The organism is Streptomyces sp. 150FB, assembly GCF_000818195.1.
GTDB lineage: Bacteria > Actinomycetota > Actinomycetes > Streptomycetales > Streptomycetaceae > Streptomyces.
The window spans coordinates 209,018-227,461 of sequence record NZ_JTHL01000001.1; the positions used below are offsets into that span (position 1 = coordinate 209,018).

The 18,444-nt window shown below is 69.7% G+C and carries 14 protein-coding genes; 2 read left to right on the plus strand and 12 right to left on the minus strand.

What is annotated here, in order from left to right:
* Nucleotides 1-85: 85 nt before the first annotated feature.
* The 8 genes from QR77_RS00710 to QR77_RS00745 all read right to left on the minus strand — a co-directional run bounded on the left by QR77_RS00710 (nucleotide 86) and on the right by QR77_RS00745 (nucleotide 10,225).
* Nucleotides 86-820 (minus strand): ABC transporter ATP-binding protein, encoded by a 735-nt coding sequence (locus tag QR77_RS00710; RefSeq protein WP_040019183.1) that lies wholly within the window; start codon nucleotides 818-820, stop codon nucleotides 86-88.
* Nucleotides 817-2,793, minus strand: a complete 1,977-nt coding sequence (locus QR77_RS00715; RefSeq protein WP_063797976.1) for a dipeptide/oligopeptide/nickel ABC transporter permease/ATP-binding protein — start codon at nucleotides 2,791-2,793, stop codon at nucleotides 817-819. The genes QR77_RS00710 and QR77_RS00715 overlap by 4 nt, the downstream gene beginning before the upstream one ends.
* The gene (locus QR77_RS00720; protein ID WP_236710484.1) at nucleotides 2,790-3,818 is read right to left on the minus strand and encodes an ABC transporter permease; all 1,029 of its coding nucleotides are present in this window, start codon (nucleotides 3,816-3,818) and stop codon (nucleotides 2,790-2,792) included. The genes QR77_RS00715 and QR77_RS00720 overlap by 4 nt, the downstream gene beginning before the upstream one ends.
* Nucleotides 3,815-5,434, minus strand: coding sequence for an ABC transporter substrate-binding protein (locus QR77_RS00725; protein ID WP_040019184.1), 1,620 nt, complete (start codon nucleotides 5,432-5,434; stop codon nucleotides 3,815-3,817). Before QR77_RS00725 ends, QR77_RS00720 begins: the two co-directional genes overlap by 4 nt.
* Before the next feature lie 160 nt (nucleotides 5,435-5,594).
* A complete protein-coding gene (locus QR77_RS00730; RefSeq protein WP_040019185.1) occupies nucleotides 5,595-6,692 on the minus strand; it encodes a beta-eliminating lyase-related protein in 1,098 nt (365 codons plus the stop codon).
* The gene (locus tag QR77_RS41970; protein WP_052488422.1) at nucleotides 6,689-7,339 is read right to left on the minus strand and encodes a TetR/AcrR family transcriptional regulator; all 651 of its coding nucleotides are present in this window, start codon (nucleotides 7,337-7,339) and stop codon (nucleotides 6,689-6,691) included. Before QR77_RS41970 ends, QR77_RS00730 begins: the two co-directional genes overlap by 4 nt.
* Nucleotides 7,340-7,412: 73 nt before the next feature.
* Nucleotides 7,413-8,792 carry a M20/M25/M40 family metallo-hydrolase gene (locus tag QR77_RS00740; RefSeq protein WP_052488423.1) on the minus strand — a complete coding sequence of 460 codons (1,380 nt, stop codon included), beginning with the start codon at nucleotides 8,790-8,792 and terminating at the stop codon, nucleotides 7,413-7,415.
* Between the two features lie 65 nt (nucleotides 8,793-8,857).
* Nucleotides 8,858-10,225 (minus strand): alpha/beta hydrolase-fold protein, encoded by a 1,368-nt coding sequence (locus QR77_RS00745; RefSeq protein WP_040019186.1) that lies wholly within the window; start codon nucleotides 10,223-10,225, stop codon nucleotides 8,858-8,860.
* Between the two features lie 231 nt (nucleotides 10,226-10,456).
* On the opposite strand from QR77_RS00745, the gene QR77_RS41975 reads away from it, so the two are divergent.
* The gene (locus QR77_RS41975) at nucleotides 10,457-10,855 is read left to right on the plus strand and encodes a cupin domain-containing protein (RefSeq protein WP_052488424.1); all 399 of its coding nucleotides are present in this window, start codon (nucleotides 10,457-10,459) and stop codon (nucleotides 10,853-10,855) included.
* A gap of 133 nt (nucleotides 10,856-10,988) precedes the next feature.
* On the opposite strand, the gene QR77_RS00755 is transcribed toward QR77_RS41975, so the two are convergent.
* From QR77_RS00755 to QR77_RS00770, 4 genes are read right to left on the minus strand one after another with little or no spacing between them, the layout of a single operon-like run.
* Nucleotides 10,989-13,115, minus strand: coding sequence for an acetate--CoA ligase family protein (locus QR77_RS00755; protein WP_236710486.1), 2,127 nt, complete (start codon nucleotides 13,113-13,115; stop codon nucleotides 10,989-10,991).
* The gene (locus QR77_RS00760) at nucleotides 13,112-14,299 is read right to left on the minus strand and encodes a glutamate dehydrogenase (RefSeq protein ID WP_040019188.1); all 1,188 of its coding nucleotides are present in this window, start codon (nucleotides 14,297-14,299) and stop codon (nucleotides 13,112-13,114) included. The genes QR77_RS00755 and QR77_RS00760 overlap by 4 nt, the downstream gene beginning before the upstream one ends.
* Nucleotides 14,296-15,987 carry a 5-guanidino-2-oxopentanoate decarboxylase gene (locus QR77_RS00765; protein ID WP_078876406.1) on the minus strand — a complete coding sequence of 564 codons (1,692 nt, stop codon included), beginning with the start codon at nucleotides 15,985-15,987 and terminating at the stop codon, nucleotides 14,296-14,298. Before QR77_RS00765 ends, QR77_RS00760 begins: the two co-directional genes overlap by 4 nt.
* The gene (locus QR77_RS00770; protein ID WP_107068875.1) at nucleotides 15,984-17,141 is read right to left on the minus strand and encodes an acyl-CoA dehydrogenase family protein; all 1,158 of its coding nucleotides are present in this window, start codon (nucleotides 17,139-17,141) and stop codon (nucleotides 15,984-15,986) included. Before QR77_RS00770 ends, QR77_RS00765 begins: the two co-directional genes overlap by 4 nt.
* 298 nt (nucleotides 17,142-17,439) lie before the next feature.
* On the opposite strand from QR77_RS00770, the gene QR77_RS43030 reads away from it, so the two are divergent.
* Nucleotides 17,440-18,444: aldehyde dehydrogenase family protein (locus QR77_RS43030; protein WP_040027033.1), on the plus strand; the 1,005-nt coding region annotated here is incomplete at its 3' end.

An 18,444-nucleotide genomic window follows, 5' to 3' on the forward strand; every position in this document is an offset into this window, starting at 1 on the left:
AAAAGCTACCAAGCCGATTATGCGGGGTACGTACAGCACGTACCTGTTCCCGGGCCGGACCCGTGCCCGGCCACCGGCGAGTACGTCAGAGTTCGAGCCTCGCCGCGGCGAGCAGTTCGCGGGTGTAGGGGTGGGTCGCGTGGTCCAGGAGCCGGTCGGCGGGGCCCTGCTCGACGATGGCGCCTTCGTGCATGACGGCCACGATGTCACTGACGTAACGGACCACAGCCATGTTGTGGGAGATGAAGAGCATGCTCAGTCCGAGGCTTCTCTGCAGTTCTCTGAGGAGGTTGAGCACGGCGCCCTGTATCGAGGCGTCGAGCGCCGAGGTGATCTCGTCCGCGATGATCACGTCGGGTTTCGAGGCGAGGGCCCGTGCGATGCCGACGCGTTGCAACTGTCCGCCCGACATCTGGGAAGGCAGCACACCGGAGAGTTCCGGATCGATGCCGACCAGCTCCAGGAGGCGTTCCACCTCGCCGCGGCGAGCCGCTGCTCCGGTTCCCGGTTCCTTGGGGATGGCCTCGGAGATGCTCCGGCCGATGCGCATCCGGGGGTCCAGCGACCCGAACGGATCCTGGAAGACCATCTGCAGCGATCCGAAGCGTTTCCGTTTGCGGGTCTCGACACCGTCCAGGAAGATGCTTCCGCCGGCGAGCGGCACCATGCCGACAGCGGCTTGGGCGAGGCTGGACTTGCCGGAGCCGGACTCGCCGACCAGGCCGACGATCTTTCCGTGGGGTACGACGAGGTCGATCGAGTCGACGACGACGGCGTCGCCGTACCGTACCGAGACGGAGCGGAATTCCAGAGCGCTCATTCTCCGCTCACCCCTCTGCCGGCGTCGGCGGTGGTCACGGGTCCGCCGTGCATCGGCTGCTCCTCGCTCCGGGGTGGGTACGTTGTGCCGTCGCCGGGCGCCGGGTGCCAGCAGGCGGCCCGGTGGCCCTCGGTCAGCGGAAGCAGTGGGGGTTCCTCGCTGTGACATCGGCCGGTAGCCGATCCGCAGCGGGCGGCGAAGGGACAGCCGGCCGTGACTTCGCCCGGCCTGGGGGCACGGCCCGGGATGACCGTCAACGGCTCGTCGCGGTCGGTGTCGAGAGTGGGTACGGCGGACAGCAGCGCGAGTGTGTACGGGTGGCGTGCCCCGCGTTCGATGCCGGTGGTGGGGAGTTCTTCGACCACGCGGCCCGCGTACATCACCAGGACACGTTCACAACTGTTCTTGATCACCGTGATGTCGTGCGAGATGAGCAGGAGTGACGCCCGGTCGTCGTCGACGATGCCCTTGAGAAGGCGCAGGACTCGGCTCTGAGTCGTCGCGTCGAGCGCGGTGGTCGGCTCATCAGCGATGATCAGGCTCGGCGTACCCATGACCCCCATCGCGATCATGGCGCGCTGCCGCATACCGCCGGAGAACTGGTGCGGGTACTGGTGTGCTTTGCGGTGTGCGTCGGGGATGCCCACGGTGGTCAGCCGGTCCTTCGCCCGGCCGAAGGCCTCCTCGCGCCCCAGATGGTGGTGGTGACGGGCGCCGTCCGCGAGTTGCCAGCCGAGCCGGCGGATGGGATTGAACGAGGACATGGTGTTCTGGAAGACGACGGAGAGCGACGTTCCCAGCAGGGTCCGTCTGTCGCGCTCGTCCATGGAGCCCAGGTCCTGGCCCTGGAATTCCAGTCGGCCGGCCATGACGCGGCCGGGTTCCTCTATGAGCTGCGCCACCGCGAGGGCGGTCAGCGACTTGCCCGATCCGGATTCGCCGACGACACCGACCTTGTCGCCCTTGTTCATGCGGAGGCTGACACCGCGTACGGGGGTCAGAGCGCCGCCTCCGCGGCCGAACGAGACTTCCAGGTCGTCCACGGAGAGCACGGACCCCGGGGCGTACGGCGCCACCGCGCCCGCGCTGTCGACGGGCACCGCCGAGGTGACCGGCGCCCTGTCGACCGCCACATCCGTGCTCCGGCCGCTCACCGAGTAGGTGGCTGCCTCGCCGAGAAGGCTGAAGCCGAGGCCGGCCACCACCACCGCGAGCGCGGGCCCGAGGACGGCCAGCGGGTTGGTGTAGAACTGCGCCATGCCGTCGTTGAGCAGGCGGCCGAAGTCGTAGGACGGGGGCTGGATGCCGATGCCCAGGAAGGACAGTCCGCCGAAGGTGAGGAGTGCCGAACCGGCGGACATCGTCGCATTGAGGATCATGGGTTCGGCGACGTTCGGCAGGATGTGCCGCACCAGGATCTTGATCCGGCCGGCTCCCGATATACGGGCGGCCGAGACGTAGTCCTGACGCTCGACCGAGGCGGTGAGTGTGCGGGTCAGCCGCGCGAAGGTCGGCGCCGAGGAGAGCGCGAGGGCGAACACCGCGCCGCTGGTGGTCACACCGAAAACGGCCGCGAAGAAGAGGATCATCAGCAGGCTGGGGAACGCGTTGGCCACGTTCACCACGGTGTCGGAGATCCGTCCGACGTAGGTGCCGAACAGGATGCGGGCGGTCCCGAGGACCACACCGAGCGCGAACCCGATGGCCGTTGCGAGCAGGGCGAGTTCGAGGGAGAGCCTGGTCGCGACGAGGACGCGCAGCAGGATGTCGCGGCCGAGAGCGTCGGTGCCCAGCGGGTGGTGCCAGGTGGCTGTCTCGTTGAGCGCGTCGACGTCGATACGTCCGGCGGCGTCGCCCCAGACGAGCGGGCCGATCAGGGCGACGATCACAACGAGTGCGATGAGGGCGAGCGCCGCGATGCCGACGGGAGTACGTGCGGCCCGCGTCCAGGCAGGCGATTGCGGGTGAGTCATTTCGATGCTCCGCTGCTCAGCGTGGATCGTGGATCGATCGCCCCCAGGACGAGGTCGACCAGCAGATTGATGACGACGACTCCCGTGCCGTAGACGATGATGATGCCCTGGACGAGCGGGTAGTCCTTCTGGCGGATCGAGGTGACCATGTCCGTGCCGAGACCGGGCCAGGAGAAGACGTTCTCCACCAGGACGGTTCCGGCGACCAGACCGGTGAGCATCAGGCCGGCCACGGTCAGGGTGGCGGTCAGCGCGTTGGGCAGGGCCTCGCGCAGGTAGATACGCCAGAGCGGTAGCCGCTTCGAGCGCGCCGTACGTATGTAGTCGCGGTCCAGCACGGCGAGCATCTCGACGCGTACCACCCGGGTGAGGATGGCGGCGGGTCCGGCCGCCAGGGAGATGACCGGCAGGATGTACGAGGCCGGGCCGCTCCTGCCCGCGATGGGGAACCAGCCCAGGTGGACGGAGAACACGTAGGTGAGCACCTCGGCGAGGATGAACGAGGGCAGTGTGGCGACGATGATCCCTGTCGAGGTGAAGCCGAGTTCGACCCGGCGGCGGCGTCCGCCGCGGGTCAGGGCCGCCGCCACCACACCCACCGGGACGGCGACGACCACGACAACCAGGAAGGACCACAGGGCGAGCGACAGGGACACCTTTATCTGCGATCCGATGGCGTCCGCCACCGGTTGGCCGGTGAAGAGGGAGGTGCCCATGTGGCCGCGGGGAAGGTTCGCCAGATAGTGCAGGTACTGGGTGAACGTCGACTGGTCGAGGCCGAGTTGATGGCGTCGTTCTTCGACCATGGCGGCGGGCGCGTTCCTGCCGAGCGCCTGTCGGACCGGGTCGCCGGGGACGAGATGGATCATGAAGAATCCGGCGGTGATCAGAATCCAGAGAGAGCCGATCAGCCAGGCGATACGCCGTCCGGCCATCCGCAGCCACCTGTTGTGCAGGAGCTCCGACAACAGCGTGGGCCGGGTCGCGTCCGCCGGCGTCAGAGGATCTGTGATGCTCGCGCTCACTTGTACAACCTCAGGCTGGTGGGGATGGGGATACGGAAGCTGTTGATCTCGGCCTTGGCGTCGCTGCTGGTGAACAACCGCGTCTTGGCGTTCGACAGCGGCACGAAGTCCGCCCGGTTCATGAGGGATTGCTCGGCCTTGGCCCAGAGTGCGCAGGACGCGTCACCCGCCGTCCGCGACGCCTGCTTCTCGAACCGGTCGTAGTCGGGGTTCTCGATGTGCGCGAAGTTCAGTCCCGCCGGGGGCGCCGCCCCGGAGATGTAGGGAGCCAGGGCGATGGGGAGAGGGAGGACGTAACCGCCGTAGGAGATGTCGAAGTTGCCGGTACCCTGGCTGTACATGGCTTCGGCCTCCTGCGCCGTCGCCACGTGCAGTGTGGTCTCCACACCGATGTTCTTCCAGAACGCCTGGATCAGTTCGACGCCCGGATCCTCGGTGGGGTAGTAGACGGTCACGTTGAGCGGCTTGCCGTCGCGCCGCCGGATGCCGTCGGAGCCCTTGATCCAGCCCGCGCTGTCGAGCAGTTCGCCGGCCTTCTTGGGGCTGTACGGCGGGAACGCGGCCTTGGCGTTCGCTCCGTCGCAGGTGAGTGGGGTTCCGGCGCGCAGACCGCGGGGCCTGTCGGTGACCGATCCGCCCACCACTTTCGCGATCGAGTCGAAGTTCAGTGCCTGGACGAGGGCTTTGCGTACCCGTACGTCGGAGGTGACGCGGTTGGAACGTTCGTTGAAGGTGAGGGCGCTCTTCTGGTACGGAACGTCCGCGTGTGCGACGCCGGCGGCCTTGAGCCGTTGGGCGTCGGAGCCGGTGACCTGGGCCGCGTCGAGCTGGCCGGCGAGCACCTGCGAGGCCGCGGTGGTGAAGTTGGGTACCTCGTTGACCACGAGGGTGGCCGGGGTGCCGGGTGCGGAGGTTGATGCGCCCTTCGGGCCCCAGGAGTAGCCCTCGCGGACCTTGAGTGTGTAGCTCGTCTGGTCCGCGTGATCGACCACGAAAGGTCCGGTGCCGTCGCTGCCCGAGGTCAGGAGCCCCCGGTGTGCCATGCCCTTGCCGCACACGATCGGGATGTTGCCGAGTGTTTCCAGTGTGAAGGCGAAGGGTGTCCTGGTGGTGACCGTCACCGTGTTCGCCGTGTCGTTCCCGGTGGCGGTGTAGGGGACATTGGGGGTGTACTGCCCGTAGTAGGGGGTGAGGTTCTTGGGGTTGCCGACGTAGTTGAGGTCGTACGCCACCTGGCGTGCGGTCAGTTTCGTACCGTCCGAGCAGGTGACCCCCTGGTGGAGGGTGAAAGTGGTACGCGTGGGCGCGGTGTGCCAGGTGTCGGCGAGGCCGGACTGGAACGATCCGTCGTCGGCCTGGCTGACCAGCGAGTCGTAGGCGAGGTAGGCGAGGAACAGCATGCGGGTGGAGCCCGCGTTGCTCGCGTACGGGTCGAAGGAAGGCACGTCGGAGGGGACCGCGAGCTGGAAAGTCCCGCCCTCCGCGTAGGCGCGGGAGGCGGAGGGGGCGCCGGTCCGCGCTGCGCAGCCGGCGAGCAGGAGCGCGGAGGCCGTGGCCGCTGCGACGGCTGTACGCGTGTGCCTCGCGCGTTTGAGTGTGTGGGCGGCTTTCACCATGCCATCGGTCCTTACTACCGGGAGAGGTCGGCCAGAGGCCCCCGCTCCGGGGGAGGATGCGGCCGTCGCCTGTCACGGCCGTCATCGGTGGTTACGCCTGCCGGCCGGTGTTCCGGGCTCGGTGCTCGCGCACCGTCCTCACGAGGGGACGGCGCGGAGATTACGCGGCGGCGTCCATCTGCCGGGCCCGCTGTACGAGTTCGGTCAGGAATGCCGCGACATCGGCCGGTGCGATGTCTGAGGAGGCCTCCGTGATCGAGATCTCGAAGGCACAGGTGTCGGGTTCGTCGCGGGTACGCAGGGTCCGGAACACTTCCAGACCGGTTTCCTCGCACAGTTCGGTGTGAGCGGACGCCGCCGATTCGGGCCCGACGGGCAGCTCCACCTGGAAGTAGGGCGTCCGCGGCACGTCAGGGACGGTACGGGCCGACTCCGTCGCGTTGATGGCCTCAGCCATGCGCAGCGCGTGGTCACGGTAGGTGCTCATCCGGGGCACGATGTCGTCGAGCGCCAGCAGTCCGGCGGCGCCGAGTGGCCAGTTGCCCGCCGACTCGCCGCCGAGCCGGACGGCCCACCGGGACGCCTCGGTGACGAACGACCGGTCGCCGAGCAGCACAGCGCCCCTGGGGGCCTCCAGTGTTTTGTAGAGGGAGACATACACACTGTCGAAGACACCGGCGATGTCGGCCGCCGACTGGTCGTAGCCGGTCTGGGCCTCCCACAGGCGCGCGCCGTCCAGATGGGTCCTGGCGCCGAGGTCGCGTGCGGTGCGGAGCTGCTCGGCGAGGGTGTCCCAGTCGGGCAGCAGTCCGCCGATCTCCCGTTGCGGCAGCTCCCATACGACGGTGCTCACCGGTACCGGGACGGCGCGGATGTGTGCCGCGGTGAAGAGTTCGCGGTCGTTGCCCAGCGGCTGGAAGTCCAGGTTGTGGACGTGCGCGTAGCCGTCGAGTTCCCAGTTGACGAGGTGGCAGGTGGGGTGGGCCGCGAAGGTCCGGATCCCGCTTCGGTCGGCGTTGATCCGGAGAGCGATCTGCTGGGCCATCTTCCCGGTGGGCAGCAGCAGTGCCGCCTCTTTGCCGAGGAGGGCCGCGACGCGTTGTTGGAGTGTGTCGACCGGATCGCCCGCGCCCATCGGGGGCATGTCCTCGGGCAGGGCGTCGAGCATGCGGCGCAGTACCGCGTGGGGCTTGCGGCGTTCGGAGCTCCCGAGGTACAGCGAGCGCCGTATGCCGTCGGGAGGTTCGACCCAGATCATCGGCTACGGCGCCCCCATCCTTTGTCGAGGAGGTTCAGGGCGTGTTCGGTGGCGTCCGCCCAGGCGCCCGGGCCGGTGAGGACCGAGTCGTCGTCGGAGAGGTGGTCGATCGCTCCCTGGTAGGCGAAACACAGCAGTTCCAGGTCGCTCGCCGGCATGCCGACGGCCTCGGCCCGGGGCAGCAGCGCGTCGATGAGTGTACGGATGTAGTGGGTCTGGTTCTGCCGGTAGGCGCCCCGGAGGACCGGGTCACCGTTGATCAGGCGGAGGATCTTCACCTGCCGGGCGAACTCGGCTTTGCTGAGGTCGCGTTGGTACTCTCCGATACCGCGGAGCGCTTCGACGGGCCCTTCGTCCGCCGGCCGCTCGGCGAGTGCTGTCACCGTCCGCTCCATGCTGGCGTGGCGTGACATCAGTGTGTCGATGAGCTGTGCCCGGGTGTTGAAGTAGCTGTAGAGGGTGACGTCGGAGACCTCGGCGAGCTCGGCGACGCTGCGGATCGATGTGTTGGACACGCCGTCCCGGGTGAACAGCAGCCAGGCCGCGTCCAGGATCGCTTGCCGTGTCCTCTCCCGCTTGCGCTCCCGCAGTCCCGGAGCGGTACCACTACTCTTTCCCGCATCCTGCGGGACCGCCGGAAGCACCACGTTTTCCTCCTTGGCCACCGTCACGTACTTGGGTTCCCAAGAGAATGTAGTGGCACAAGACTCTTGTCAAGACTTAAGTCTTTTGGTTTTCCCCGGTGATGGGCACACCGGACCGGGAGCACCGCACCGCGGGCCCGGCGCGGTGTGCGCCGTAGCGCTGCACGAAGCCGCACAACGCCCTGACGGTTCGGTTCAGTTCGGACAGCAGTACCCGCTCGTTGGGTGCGTGCGCGTTGGCCAGTGCGTCCTGGGCACCGAACAGCAGCACCTCGGCGTCGGGTGCGGCCCGGGAGAGCGCGTGCACGACGGGGACCGTCCCTCCGGTGGCCACGGACGAGACGTCCGCGCCCCATGCCTCCCCGAGCGCTGCCCGGGCCGCGCGATGGGCGGGTCCCCCGGTGGCGGCCAGGTAGCCGGGGCTGGTGTTGCCCGGGGTGACCGTCAGCGGGACGCCGAACGGACGCTGTCCTCGCAGGTGTTCGGCCAGAGCGGCCTGCGCTTCGACAGGGTCCTGCTCCGGGTGGAAGCGCAGGGCGATACGGGCCCGGGCGTGGGGCACGACGGCGGACGCCCCGTGGTCGACACTGGGGGCGTCCAGTCCGACGACGGTGATCGCCGGGCCGCTCCAGAGCCGCTCCCCGAGCGTGCCGGTGCCCATCAGCGGTGTGCCGGCGCGGACACCGGCCAGCCCCCGGAACTCGTCGGTGTGCTGTTGGGCGCCGGTCCAGGGCTCCCGGCGCAGCCCCCGGACCGCTACGTCGCCCTCCGCGGTGTGCAGCGTGGACAGCGCCCCGAGCAGGACGAGGAGCGCGTCGGGAGCGGCGCCGCCGAACACGCCGCTGTGCACGGGGCCGTCGAGTGTGCGTACGTCGACGACCACGTCCGCGGCCCCGCGCAGGCCGGTGGTGAGGGTCGGTGCCCCCGGCCGTACGTTGCCGACGTCGGCGACGACCAAGGCGTCGCACGCGAACTCCTCGGGGAACCGGGCCGGATGGTTCTCGAACTCGCCGCCGTACTCCTCCTGGCCCTCGAAGACGACCTTCACCCCGACCGGGGGCCGTCCGCCGTAGGCCCGGAGCATCCCGATGACAGCGATGATGTTGGCCTTGTCGTCGGCGATTCCCCGCGCCCTGAGGGCCTCGCCGTGTTCCGTCATGTACGACACGGGCTCGAAGGGCGGCGAGTCCCACCGTTCGGTGTCACCCGGCGGCTGCACGTCGTAGTGGGCGTAGAACAGTACCGTCGGCGCGCCCGGCACGGGTGGCGGCACATCGGCGAGAAGGACGGGCGGCGCGCCGGGGACCTCCAGCCGTCGCACCGGCCCGGCCCCCGCGTCCTCCAGCAGGCCGGCGACCATGTCGCAGGCCTCCAGGACCGGTTCGGCGGGGAAGCCGGGGAACGCCACGGAGGGGATCGCGGCCAGCCGTACGAGGTCGGCCCGCAGCCCGTCCATGAGACTCGCCGCGTCCCGGGGTGCCCCGCGGGGTGCTCCGCCGGGGGCCGGGACCGCGGGACCCCTCATCGCCTGTTCAGCAGGGCCGGCAGACCGTCGACGAAGGCCGAGCGCCAGCCCGCGCGGTCGTGGCCGCCGTGGAACTCGTGGTAGCGCACCTCGTAGTCGCGGGCCAGCAGCACCGATCGCAGATTGCGGTTGGCGGACAGCAGTGTGATCCCGCCGGGCAGGTGCTGGTTCTCCAGCGTTCCCACGCCGATCCAGAACCTGACGGGCTTGCGGGGGGCGGTGGAGAACTGGCGGGTGAGCCACTCGGGTTCGTCGTCCCGCCCGTACACCGTGGAGTCCTCGGCGGCGCCGAAGGAGGTCCGCATCCCCCACCAGTGGGAGCCCGACAGGGACAGCACGTTGCCGAACAGGTCCGGCCGGTTGTAGGCGAGCCAGGCCGATCCGAGACCGCCGTAACTGCCGCCGCCGACCACCGTACGGGCCGGGTCGTCGCTGACCTGGTAGCGCTCGCGCAGCCAGGGCAGTATCTCGTCGGCGTACTGGTCGACGAGCTTGGGATTGCAGATCATCTCTTCGGAGCGCGACCAGGAGTTCTTGTTGTGGACGAACGCCGCCACGGTCGGTGGGATGTCGCCCTGGGCGATGAGCCGGGTCAGGAGCGCGGGCAGTCCTGTCGAGATGGCTCCGGGACCGTCCAGGACAACGAGCAGGGAGGCGCGCTCTCCGGCGGGGATGCCGCCGGGCGGCGCGTAGACGGTGATCTCCCGTTCGTCGCCGAACACGGCGGACTTGATGGTGCAGGTCTCCAGGCACTCCTCTGCCGTGTCCGTCGGCGCGAACAGCGGGGAAACCGGCCGGGATCCGGGCAGGGTGAGTACGGACTCCCAGCGCAGCAGGTCGTCCGGGTCGTCCACGCGTGCCAGCACGTCGGGGTCGTGGGCGAAGCTGACCCGTCCGTCGAGCACGATCCGGTCCGGGTTGAACTCGTCGGGCCGCGACGACAGATGACGGTCGACAGCGAACCGCGTGTGCCCTTCCCGTGTCTGCGCGATCTCCTCGATCTCCGTCACGCTCAGCAGCGCCATGGAGCTGTCGACGAGGAACCTGTACGTGACGGAGAGCTGGTCGTCCTTGACGTACAGGGTCTGGAACCACACGTCGGTGCCGGGGACCCGTTCCATCCCCTGCCGCTCGCCCGCCTCGTTCATCATGAGGTGCGAGTCCACCGCGACGGTTCGGGCGTCCGCGACGCACACGAAGGTGACCAGCAGTCCCCCGCGCTCCGCCTGCTCGATCAGTGGGCCCCCCGACGCCACGAGATCGGCCCTGAGCCCGTCGACGGCGCCGGCTTCGCCGTGCGAGACGGCGTCGATGAAACGTCGCAGCCGTGGGCTCTCGGGATCCGTCAGCGTGGAAGCTGTCATGTCGTCACCTTCGTCGAAGAGGTTCAGCGGCTCCCCGAAGGCGCCGCAGGCATCACAAAAGAGTGAAGTTCCCTAAGACTCTTGTCAATGCTTAAGTTTTTTTCGAAGCCCGCTTTCGCGACAAACCGGACGGAAGATGCCCACGAAAAAACTTGGGCCTGGCCAAAAACTTGGCGATCGTACAGAATCTGGGAGGAGTGAACCACCGACACGGACCGGGGAAGAGGCAGCATGACTACCGAGATCAAAGAGAACAGCGCACCGGCGATCATCTTCAACGGACTGACGGCCGACTCCTCAGGTGAGGTCGTCCAGATGATTCCCGGCGGTGCGAACGGGGACGGCGCCGGGATCGAATGCGGCACCACCGTGCTCTCCGAGAGCGAGGACGGGAGGACGGTGACCGGGGTCTGGCGCTGCGAACCGTGTGACTGGGCGCCGATGGAGATCGGGGAACGTGCCGAGTTCTTCCAGGTACTGGAGGGCTCCATCGTGCTGTGCCAGGACGGCGGCGAACCCGTCGAGGCGGGTGTCGGCACCAGTGTGTACACGCCGCCCGGCTGGGTCGGCACCTGGCGGGTACCCACCCGGCTGCGGAAGAGCTTCGTGACGTTCTATCCCTCGGCCTGACGCGACAGTCCTCGCGCGACATTCCTTACACGACAGTCCTTACACGACAGCGACACGGCCCGGTGCCCGGACCGCCCGGCAGGGAAATCCCCTACCAGGCGGCCCGGCCACCGGTCTTGTCGTTCCACGGGGGTCAGAAGCCCACTCCGGTGTCCTGCGCGCTGAGCACACCGTGCGCGTCCAGAGCGATCGCTCCGCCGGGGTGGACCAGCAGTGGATTGACTTCGAGTTCGGTGAGTTCCGGGTGTTCGGCGGCGGCCAGCGCCACCGCGCAGACCGCCGCGGCGGCGGCCTCGGTGTGGATGCCCGGCGCTCCACGCCATCCGCCGAGCAGGGCCGCATGGCGAAGCTCACGGAGCAGTTCCCCGGCGTGCTCGGTGGTCAGTGGCGCGAACGCGACCACCGTGTCCGGTACGAGTTCGGCGGTCACACCCCCCATGCCGACCATGACCACCGGGCCGAACGAGACGTCGCGGCGTACGCCGACGATGAGTTCGTGTGCGTGCTGGGGTGTCGCCATCGCTTCGACGGTGAAGGACACCGCGCCGGTCGCCTTCTCCATCCGGGCGAAAGCGGCGCGCAGGGCGGTCTCCTCCGCCACCCCGAGCGCGACACCGCCGGCCTCGGTCTTGTGTGCGAGGCCCATCGCCTTCAGCGCCAGCGGGTAGCCCACCAACTCGGCGGCGGCCACCGCCTCTTCCGCCGTGGAGACGAACTCCGCCACCGGGAAGGTCACCCCGTACGAGGCGAGGAGTTCCCGGGCGCTCGCGTAGTGGGCGTCGACCAGCGGCCGGCCCGCAGGCGCGGGTACGGGTGTCAGAGGCTCGGGCGGGCGCAGCAGGCGCGCCGCGTGGGCCAGTGCGCCGGCCGCCTGCTCGACGCGCTCGTACACCGGGATCCCGCGCCGTCTGAGCACGGCGAGCGCGGGCGTGTCACGAGCCATGGTGTGGACCACGAGAGGTCTTCCCGACTCGGCGGACGCGTCCGCCAGGGCGTGCGCCACCTCGCTCTCCTCGACGAGCTGGGCGGGGTTGGCCCGCGTGTAGTCACCGAAGTACCCCGTCAGCAGCACCGCGTCCACATCACCGGAGCGGAGCAGTTCCCCCGAGACGCGGGCGTACGTGGAGAGGTCGGCCTCGCCCGATCCCGCCAGGTCGACCGGGTTGCCGCAGTCGGCGGCGGCGTTCAGGTGAGCTCCGACCGCCCGCTCCGTCGGCGCGGACAGGGACGGCACCTCCAGTCCCGCTGCCGTCAGGGTGTCGGCGGCCAGTCCTCCCTGTCCACCGCTGTCGCCCACCACGGCGATCCGGTGGAGCCGCCCGGCCGCCGCCGGAGCGGTGGTACGCCGGGTGTGACCGGCCAGCAAGTAGGTGGCGACGTCGACGAGTTCGCCCGCCGTGTCGAGCAGCAGCGCCCCCGTGTCCCGGCACATCGCAGCGACGGTGGCGTGCTCGCTGACCAGAGCGCCGGTGTGGGAAGCCGCCGCCCGGCCTGATGCGGGGCTGCGCCCCACCGTGAGAAGCAGGACGGGTTTGCCGGCGGCCCGAGCGGCGGCGAGCGCGCCGGCGAGGCGCCGGCCGTCCTTGAAATCCTCGACGTACGCGCCGATCACACGCGTCTGCTCGTGTCTGACGAGCGCCCCCAGCGCGTCGGCCGCGTCGATGTCGCGCTGGTTGCCGAGCGAGACGACACGGGAGAAGCCCTCCCCCGCCCGGTCGAGCATCCGGCCGATCTCCAGGGCGAGACTGCCGCTCTGCGAAACCAGGCCCATCCCGCCCGTCGGGAAGTCTCCCCAGCTCAGGCGCAGTTCAGTGGTCGTGTCGACCACGCCCATGCAGTTGGGTCCGAGCAGCCGGCCGCCACGCGAGGTGATCTCGCGGGCCAGCGCGCGTTCGTCGTCCGCGTCGGTACCGCCCGCCGTGATGACGGTGAAGAAGCGGCTTCCCAGCTCCAGTCCCTCACGCACCACCTGCCGGACATATTCGGGCGGTACGGCGACCACGACGTGCTCCGGTACGGCCGGCAGCGCGCCGAGAGCGGGCAGGAAGGGCTCGCCCAACAGGGCGCCGCCGCGTCGGTTGACCAGATGCACGGTGCGTCGCCCCGCTCCGGCCAGTGCGCCCGAGGCGAGCCAGTAACCCCATTTCGCGGGGTTCTCCGAGGCTCCGACCACCGCTATCGACACCGGGTCGAACAGCGGCCCCAGGCCGTCGTCCGCCGGCCGGCGCACTGTGCCCGTACCGGCCCGGAATGACGTCACCGGTACCACCCGAACCGTTCAGCGATGACCGGGAGCCGTTCGGTGACGAGGGCGTGTGCCGCGTCGCGAGGTGTCGTGCCGTCCGCCTCGGCACGTACGAGCATCTGCTCGACGAGGGTGCGCATGGAGCGCCGGACATGGGCGAAGGCGGCGTCCGCGTCCGCCTCGACGTCGCCGAACAGCGTCCACCACCACCAGGCGTTCGTACCGGAGTTGACGACGACGTCCGGCAGTACGGTGATGCCCCGGCTCACCAGCCGCTCCTCGGCCACCGGCAGCACCGGCATGTTGGCGGCCTCCACGATCCAACGCGCCGTGACGCGCTCCTGGTTGGTGACGTCGATGACATAGGAGACGGCGGCCGGGATGAGGACCTCCACGTCGGCGTACAGCCAGGCGTCGCCGGGGAGTTCCTCGTCGCCGGGCCCAAGTGCCGTACGGTCGACCGTCCCGTAGGCGTCCCTGGCCCGCAGCAGGCGCTCGATGTCCAGGCCCTCCGCGTTGCTGATCGTCCCCTTGACGTCGGCGACCGCGACGATCCGCAGGCCGGCCTCCGTCAGGAAGCGCGCTGTCGCGCCGCCCATCGTGCCGAGGCCCTGGAGGGAGACCCTGGCTCCCTCGGGGGCCACACCGGCCCGGTCGAGAGCGACGAGCACCGACTCCGCGACGCCGCAGCCGCCCACGAGTGCGTCAAGTCCGATGCCGCCCACCTCGATGGCGAAGGCGTCGGCGAGCCGCCGCCGGGCGGCCGTCTCGTCGTCCAGCAAGGGGTAGACGGCCTGGATGGAGGAGACGAGGCCCGCTTCGGCCGCCGCCCTGTCCACCACGTCCTGCGTCAGGCCGAGGTCCTCCCCCATCGTCCAGAACGATTCGATGTACGGCCGCACGGCCCGCAGATAACGCACCAGAACGGCGTACGCCTCCGGGTCGGCGGGGTCGCAGTCGATGCCGCCCTTCGCTCCGCCCAGCGGGATGTACCGGCTCACCGGGTTGTAGTGCAGGGCCTCCTTCATCGTCATGCCCCGTGCCAGCTCGGCCACTTCGTCCAGCGTGCAGCCGGAGCGCATGCGCAGGCCGCCGCTGGAGATACCGCGCACCAGGCGGTCCACGACGAGATGGCCCTGTCGGCCGGTGACGTGGTCGGTCCAGGTCAGGGTGATCAACGGCGGGTTGCTGATGGTCATGCGCCCTCCTCGGCGATGGTGATGACAGTGACGGCCGGTGTGTCCAGGGCCCGGACGAGCACGGAGGCGAGCTCGTCCACGCGGGAGACCCTGACGCCGTTCCCGCCGTAGGCGCGGGCCAGCGCGGGCAGGTCGACCGGTGCGTGGTCGACGGCGAGAGGTGTGTCGCCGCGCGCGATCATCTCGTCGCGGATCTCGCCGTAACCGCCGTTGTCGAACACCACGACGGGCAGCGGTAGTCCCAACTGGGCGGCGGTGGCGAGTTCCTGTACGGAGAACTGGAGTCCTCCGTCGCCGCTCAGCGCGACGACCTGACGGGCGGGGAACGCCACCTTCGCCCCGACGGCGGCGGGCAACGCGTATCCGAGGGTGCCGAATCCGGTGGGGTGCAGGAACCGGCCCCGGGCGCCGGTGCGCAGATGCGGCAGGGCGCCGTAGTAGCAGCACTGGGCGCTGTCGGAGGTGAGAATCGCGTCGTCGGCCAGCACTCGGCCGATCACGTCGAGCCAGGGCGTCCAGCGGAGGTCGCGGGTACGGGTCTCCGCGTCGCGCTTCGCCCTCAGGTCCGTGACCGCGCGGGCGCTCTCCTCCGTCCGCCCGGACGGGGCCCCCGGCAGCGCTCCCACCAGCAGGGGCAGGGTGGCGCGGGCGTCACCCACCAGGGAGACGTCCGCGGGTATCCCGGTGTACATCTGCGCCGGGTCGATGTCGAGCCGTACGAGCCGGCCGCGCGGCGCGGGCGGAGCGCTCCAGAAGTCCGACTCGGCCAGTTCCGTACCGACGGCGAACAGCACGTCCCGGTCGGCCAGCCACTCCTGGACGGCGGGGCTGTGCAGGGAGACCCCGAGCGACAGCGGGTGATGTTCGTCAACGACGCCTTTGCCGTTGGCCGTTGTCACCACCGGCGCGGCCAGCCGTTCGGCCAGGGCGAGGCAGTCGCCGGAGGCGGCGAGCGCTCCGCCGCCCAGGACGATCCCGGGCCGCTCGGCGGCGGCGAGCGCGCGTACCGCCCGTTCGATCGCGGAGCTGTCTGCCGCATGCGGCGCGACGGTGGGTGCTCGGCGCGGTGCGCCGGGACGGTACGCGGCTTCCAGCAGGTCGAGGGGGACCTCGATGTGGGCGGGGCGGGGCCGGCCCGTCCGGAAGTACGTGAACGCGCGGGCGACGGCGATCTCGATCTCCTCGACGGAGGAGACCCGGTGGCTGAAGCCGGCGACATGGGAGAGCGCGCCGGTCTGACTCCGCGTCTCGTGCAGCAGACCGGTGGACTGGACGGGATGGTTCGACGGCATGCCCGGCGAGAGCACCAGCAGGGGCACGCTGTCGGAGTACGCCTGGCCCACGGCGGCCGCGATGTTCAGCAGCCCGGGTCCTGTCGTGGTGAGGGCGACGCCGGGGGTGCCACTGGCGCGTGAGTAGGCGTCAGCCGCGTAACCCGCTCCCTGTTCGTGGCGCGGGGCGGTGTGGTCGATGCCGTGGGCGCCAAGGTGCCGGTAGATCTCGAGGTTGTGGGTGCCGGGGATGCCGAAGACATGGGTCACACCGTGCGCCGCCAGCGCGCGTACGAGCGACTCCCCGCCGGTGATCGGCCCCGGGACGTGCTGCGGGGCGTACTGCGAGGCCTGGTCCGGAACGTGCTGCCGGACCTGCTCCTGGACGTGCTCCGCGCCCGGCCGTGCGCCGGTCACAGGGACCTCGAGATGACCAGGCGCATGATGTCGGAGGTGCCTTCCTCGATCTCTTCGAGCCTGGCGTCACGCGTCCACTGTTCGACCGGATGCTCGCGCGAATAACCCCACCCGCCCAGCGTCTGTACGGCGGCCCAGGTGCAGTAGGCGGCGGTTTCGGATGCGGTGAGCTTGGCCATGGCGGCCTCGGCCCGGGCGTCGAGTCCCAGGTCGAGGCGGCGGGCGGCCCGCCATGTCATGAGGCGTGCCTGCTCGATGCGGGTGCGCATGTCGGCGAGGCGGAAGGCCACAGCCTGGTGCTCGATGATCGGCTTGCCGAACTGCTCGCGGTCACGGGCGTAGTCACGCGCGTACTCGTACGCGGCGCGCGCCACCCCGGTGGCCGCGGCGCCCAGGACCGTACGGGAGATGTCGAACGTCCGCATGAGGCCGGTGAATCCCTGGCCTTCGTCGCCGAGCCGCTGTGTCTCGGGGACGAGGACGTCGGAGAGGAAGACCTCGCGGCACACGATGGCGCGCTGGCCCATCTTCCGCATGGGCTCGCCGAAGGCGACACCTTCGGTGTCCTTGCGGAGCAGAAACGCTGTGACGCCGCGTGAGCGCTGTTCCGGGTCCGTCTTGGCGAACACGACGTACTGCCGCGCCTCACCGGCGTTCGAGATCCACGCCTTCTGCCCGTTCAGGACGTAACCGTCCTTCGTGCGGCGCGCGGTCGTGGTGATCGAGGCCGCGTCCGAGCCGGCGCCGGGTTCGGTGGTGGCCAGCGCCGTCATGGGCGAGTCGGGGCCCGCGAGCGGGGCGAGCCAGTCGTGCTTCTGCTGTTCGGTGCCGAGTTCAAGGACGGGGTCGGCGAAGAAGCCGTTGGAGCACAGGAGGTTGCCGATGCCGAGGTCGCCGACGCACAACTCCTCCTGGACCAGGCACTGGGTGAAGACGTCGGTGCAGCCACCACCGCCGTACTCCTCGGGCAGCATGAATCCTGTGATGCCGACCTGTGCGGCCTTGCGCCACAGATCCCACGGCGTGTGTACGTCGGCCTCGTCGACCTCGCGGGCCCGCGGGCGGATCTCGTCCCGGGCGAACGCCGCGGCGAGGTCGATGATGTCGCGCTGCTCGGTCGTGAGCGCGACGAGCTCGGTGGGCAGGTCTGACACGAGGCCTCCAGAAAGGGACGGGAGCGGCAAAGCCCGGGACGGATGTGTGGGTGGCGGACCGGTAGGCCGAGGGACGGGCCGGCGGATCACTACTGACTCGCGGTTCAGTATGAGAAGCGGCGCGGATCCGTGTCAATGGATGTCTTACTGATCGATTGGTCAGTTACGGTGTCGCCCGGCAGGCGCTCGGCCGCAGACGCCCCTCAGGGCGCCGGACACCACGACCCATGTGGGAGTGTGCTGCGCCTCACCACAATGTTCCACGGCCCCCGCCGTACTACGGGAATGGAGACCCGTCATGGATTTCAGGACGCTCGACCAGCAATTGATCGACGGCACCTGGCGCGCCGGCTCCCTGGGCAAGGAGCTGGTCGACCGGAATCCGTACGACGGCTCGCAGGTCGCCGTCTTCGCGCTGGCGGACAAGAACGACGTGGACGCCGCCTACCGCGCGGCCGAGCGGGCGCAGGCGGAGTGGGAAGCGGTCAACCCGTTCGCCAAACGGGCGATATTCGAGGCCGCGGCCCGCTACGTCGAGTCTCACACCGAGGACATCACGGAGATCATCCTCGACGAGCTCGGCGGCACCAGGCTGAAGGCGGCCTTCGAGATCGGGCTCGTCCTCGACATCATCAGGGAGGCAGGCACCTTCCCGCTGCGCATGGACGGGCAGATCCTGCCCTCCACCATCCCCGACACCGAGAACCGGCTCTACCGAAGGCCGGTCGGCGTGGTCGGGGTCATCAGCCCCTTCAACTTCCCGTTCTTCCTCTCCGCCAAGTCGGTCGCGCCGGCGCTGGGCGCCGGCAACGGCGTCGTACTGAAACCGCATGAGGATTCGCCCATCACCGGCGGCACCCTGCTCGGAAAGATCTTCGAGGAAGCAGGAGTTCCGCCCGGTCTGATCAATGTCGTCGTGGCGGAGATCCCCGCCATCGGGGACGCGTTCGTCGAGCACCCGGTGCCCTCGGTCATCTCCTTCACCGGCTCGACCGAGGTCGGCCGGCACATCGCCGAGGTCGCGGGGCGCAACCTGAAGAAGCCGATCCTCGAACTCGGCGGCAACAGCGCGTTCATCGTGCTCGCCGACGCCGATCTTGACCTCGCCGTGGACGCCGCGGTCTTCAGCCGGTTCACCCACCAGGGCCAGATCTGTATGTCGGCGAACCGCGTGCTGGTCCACGGGGACGTGTACGCGGAGTTCACCGAACGGTACGTCGCGAAGGTCCGCTCACTGCCCGTCGGCGACCCCCACGACGCCACCACCGTCATCGGCCCGCTCATCAACCAGCGGCAGGCCGAC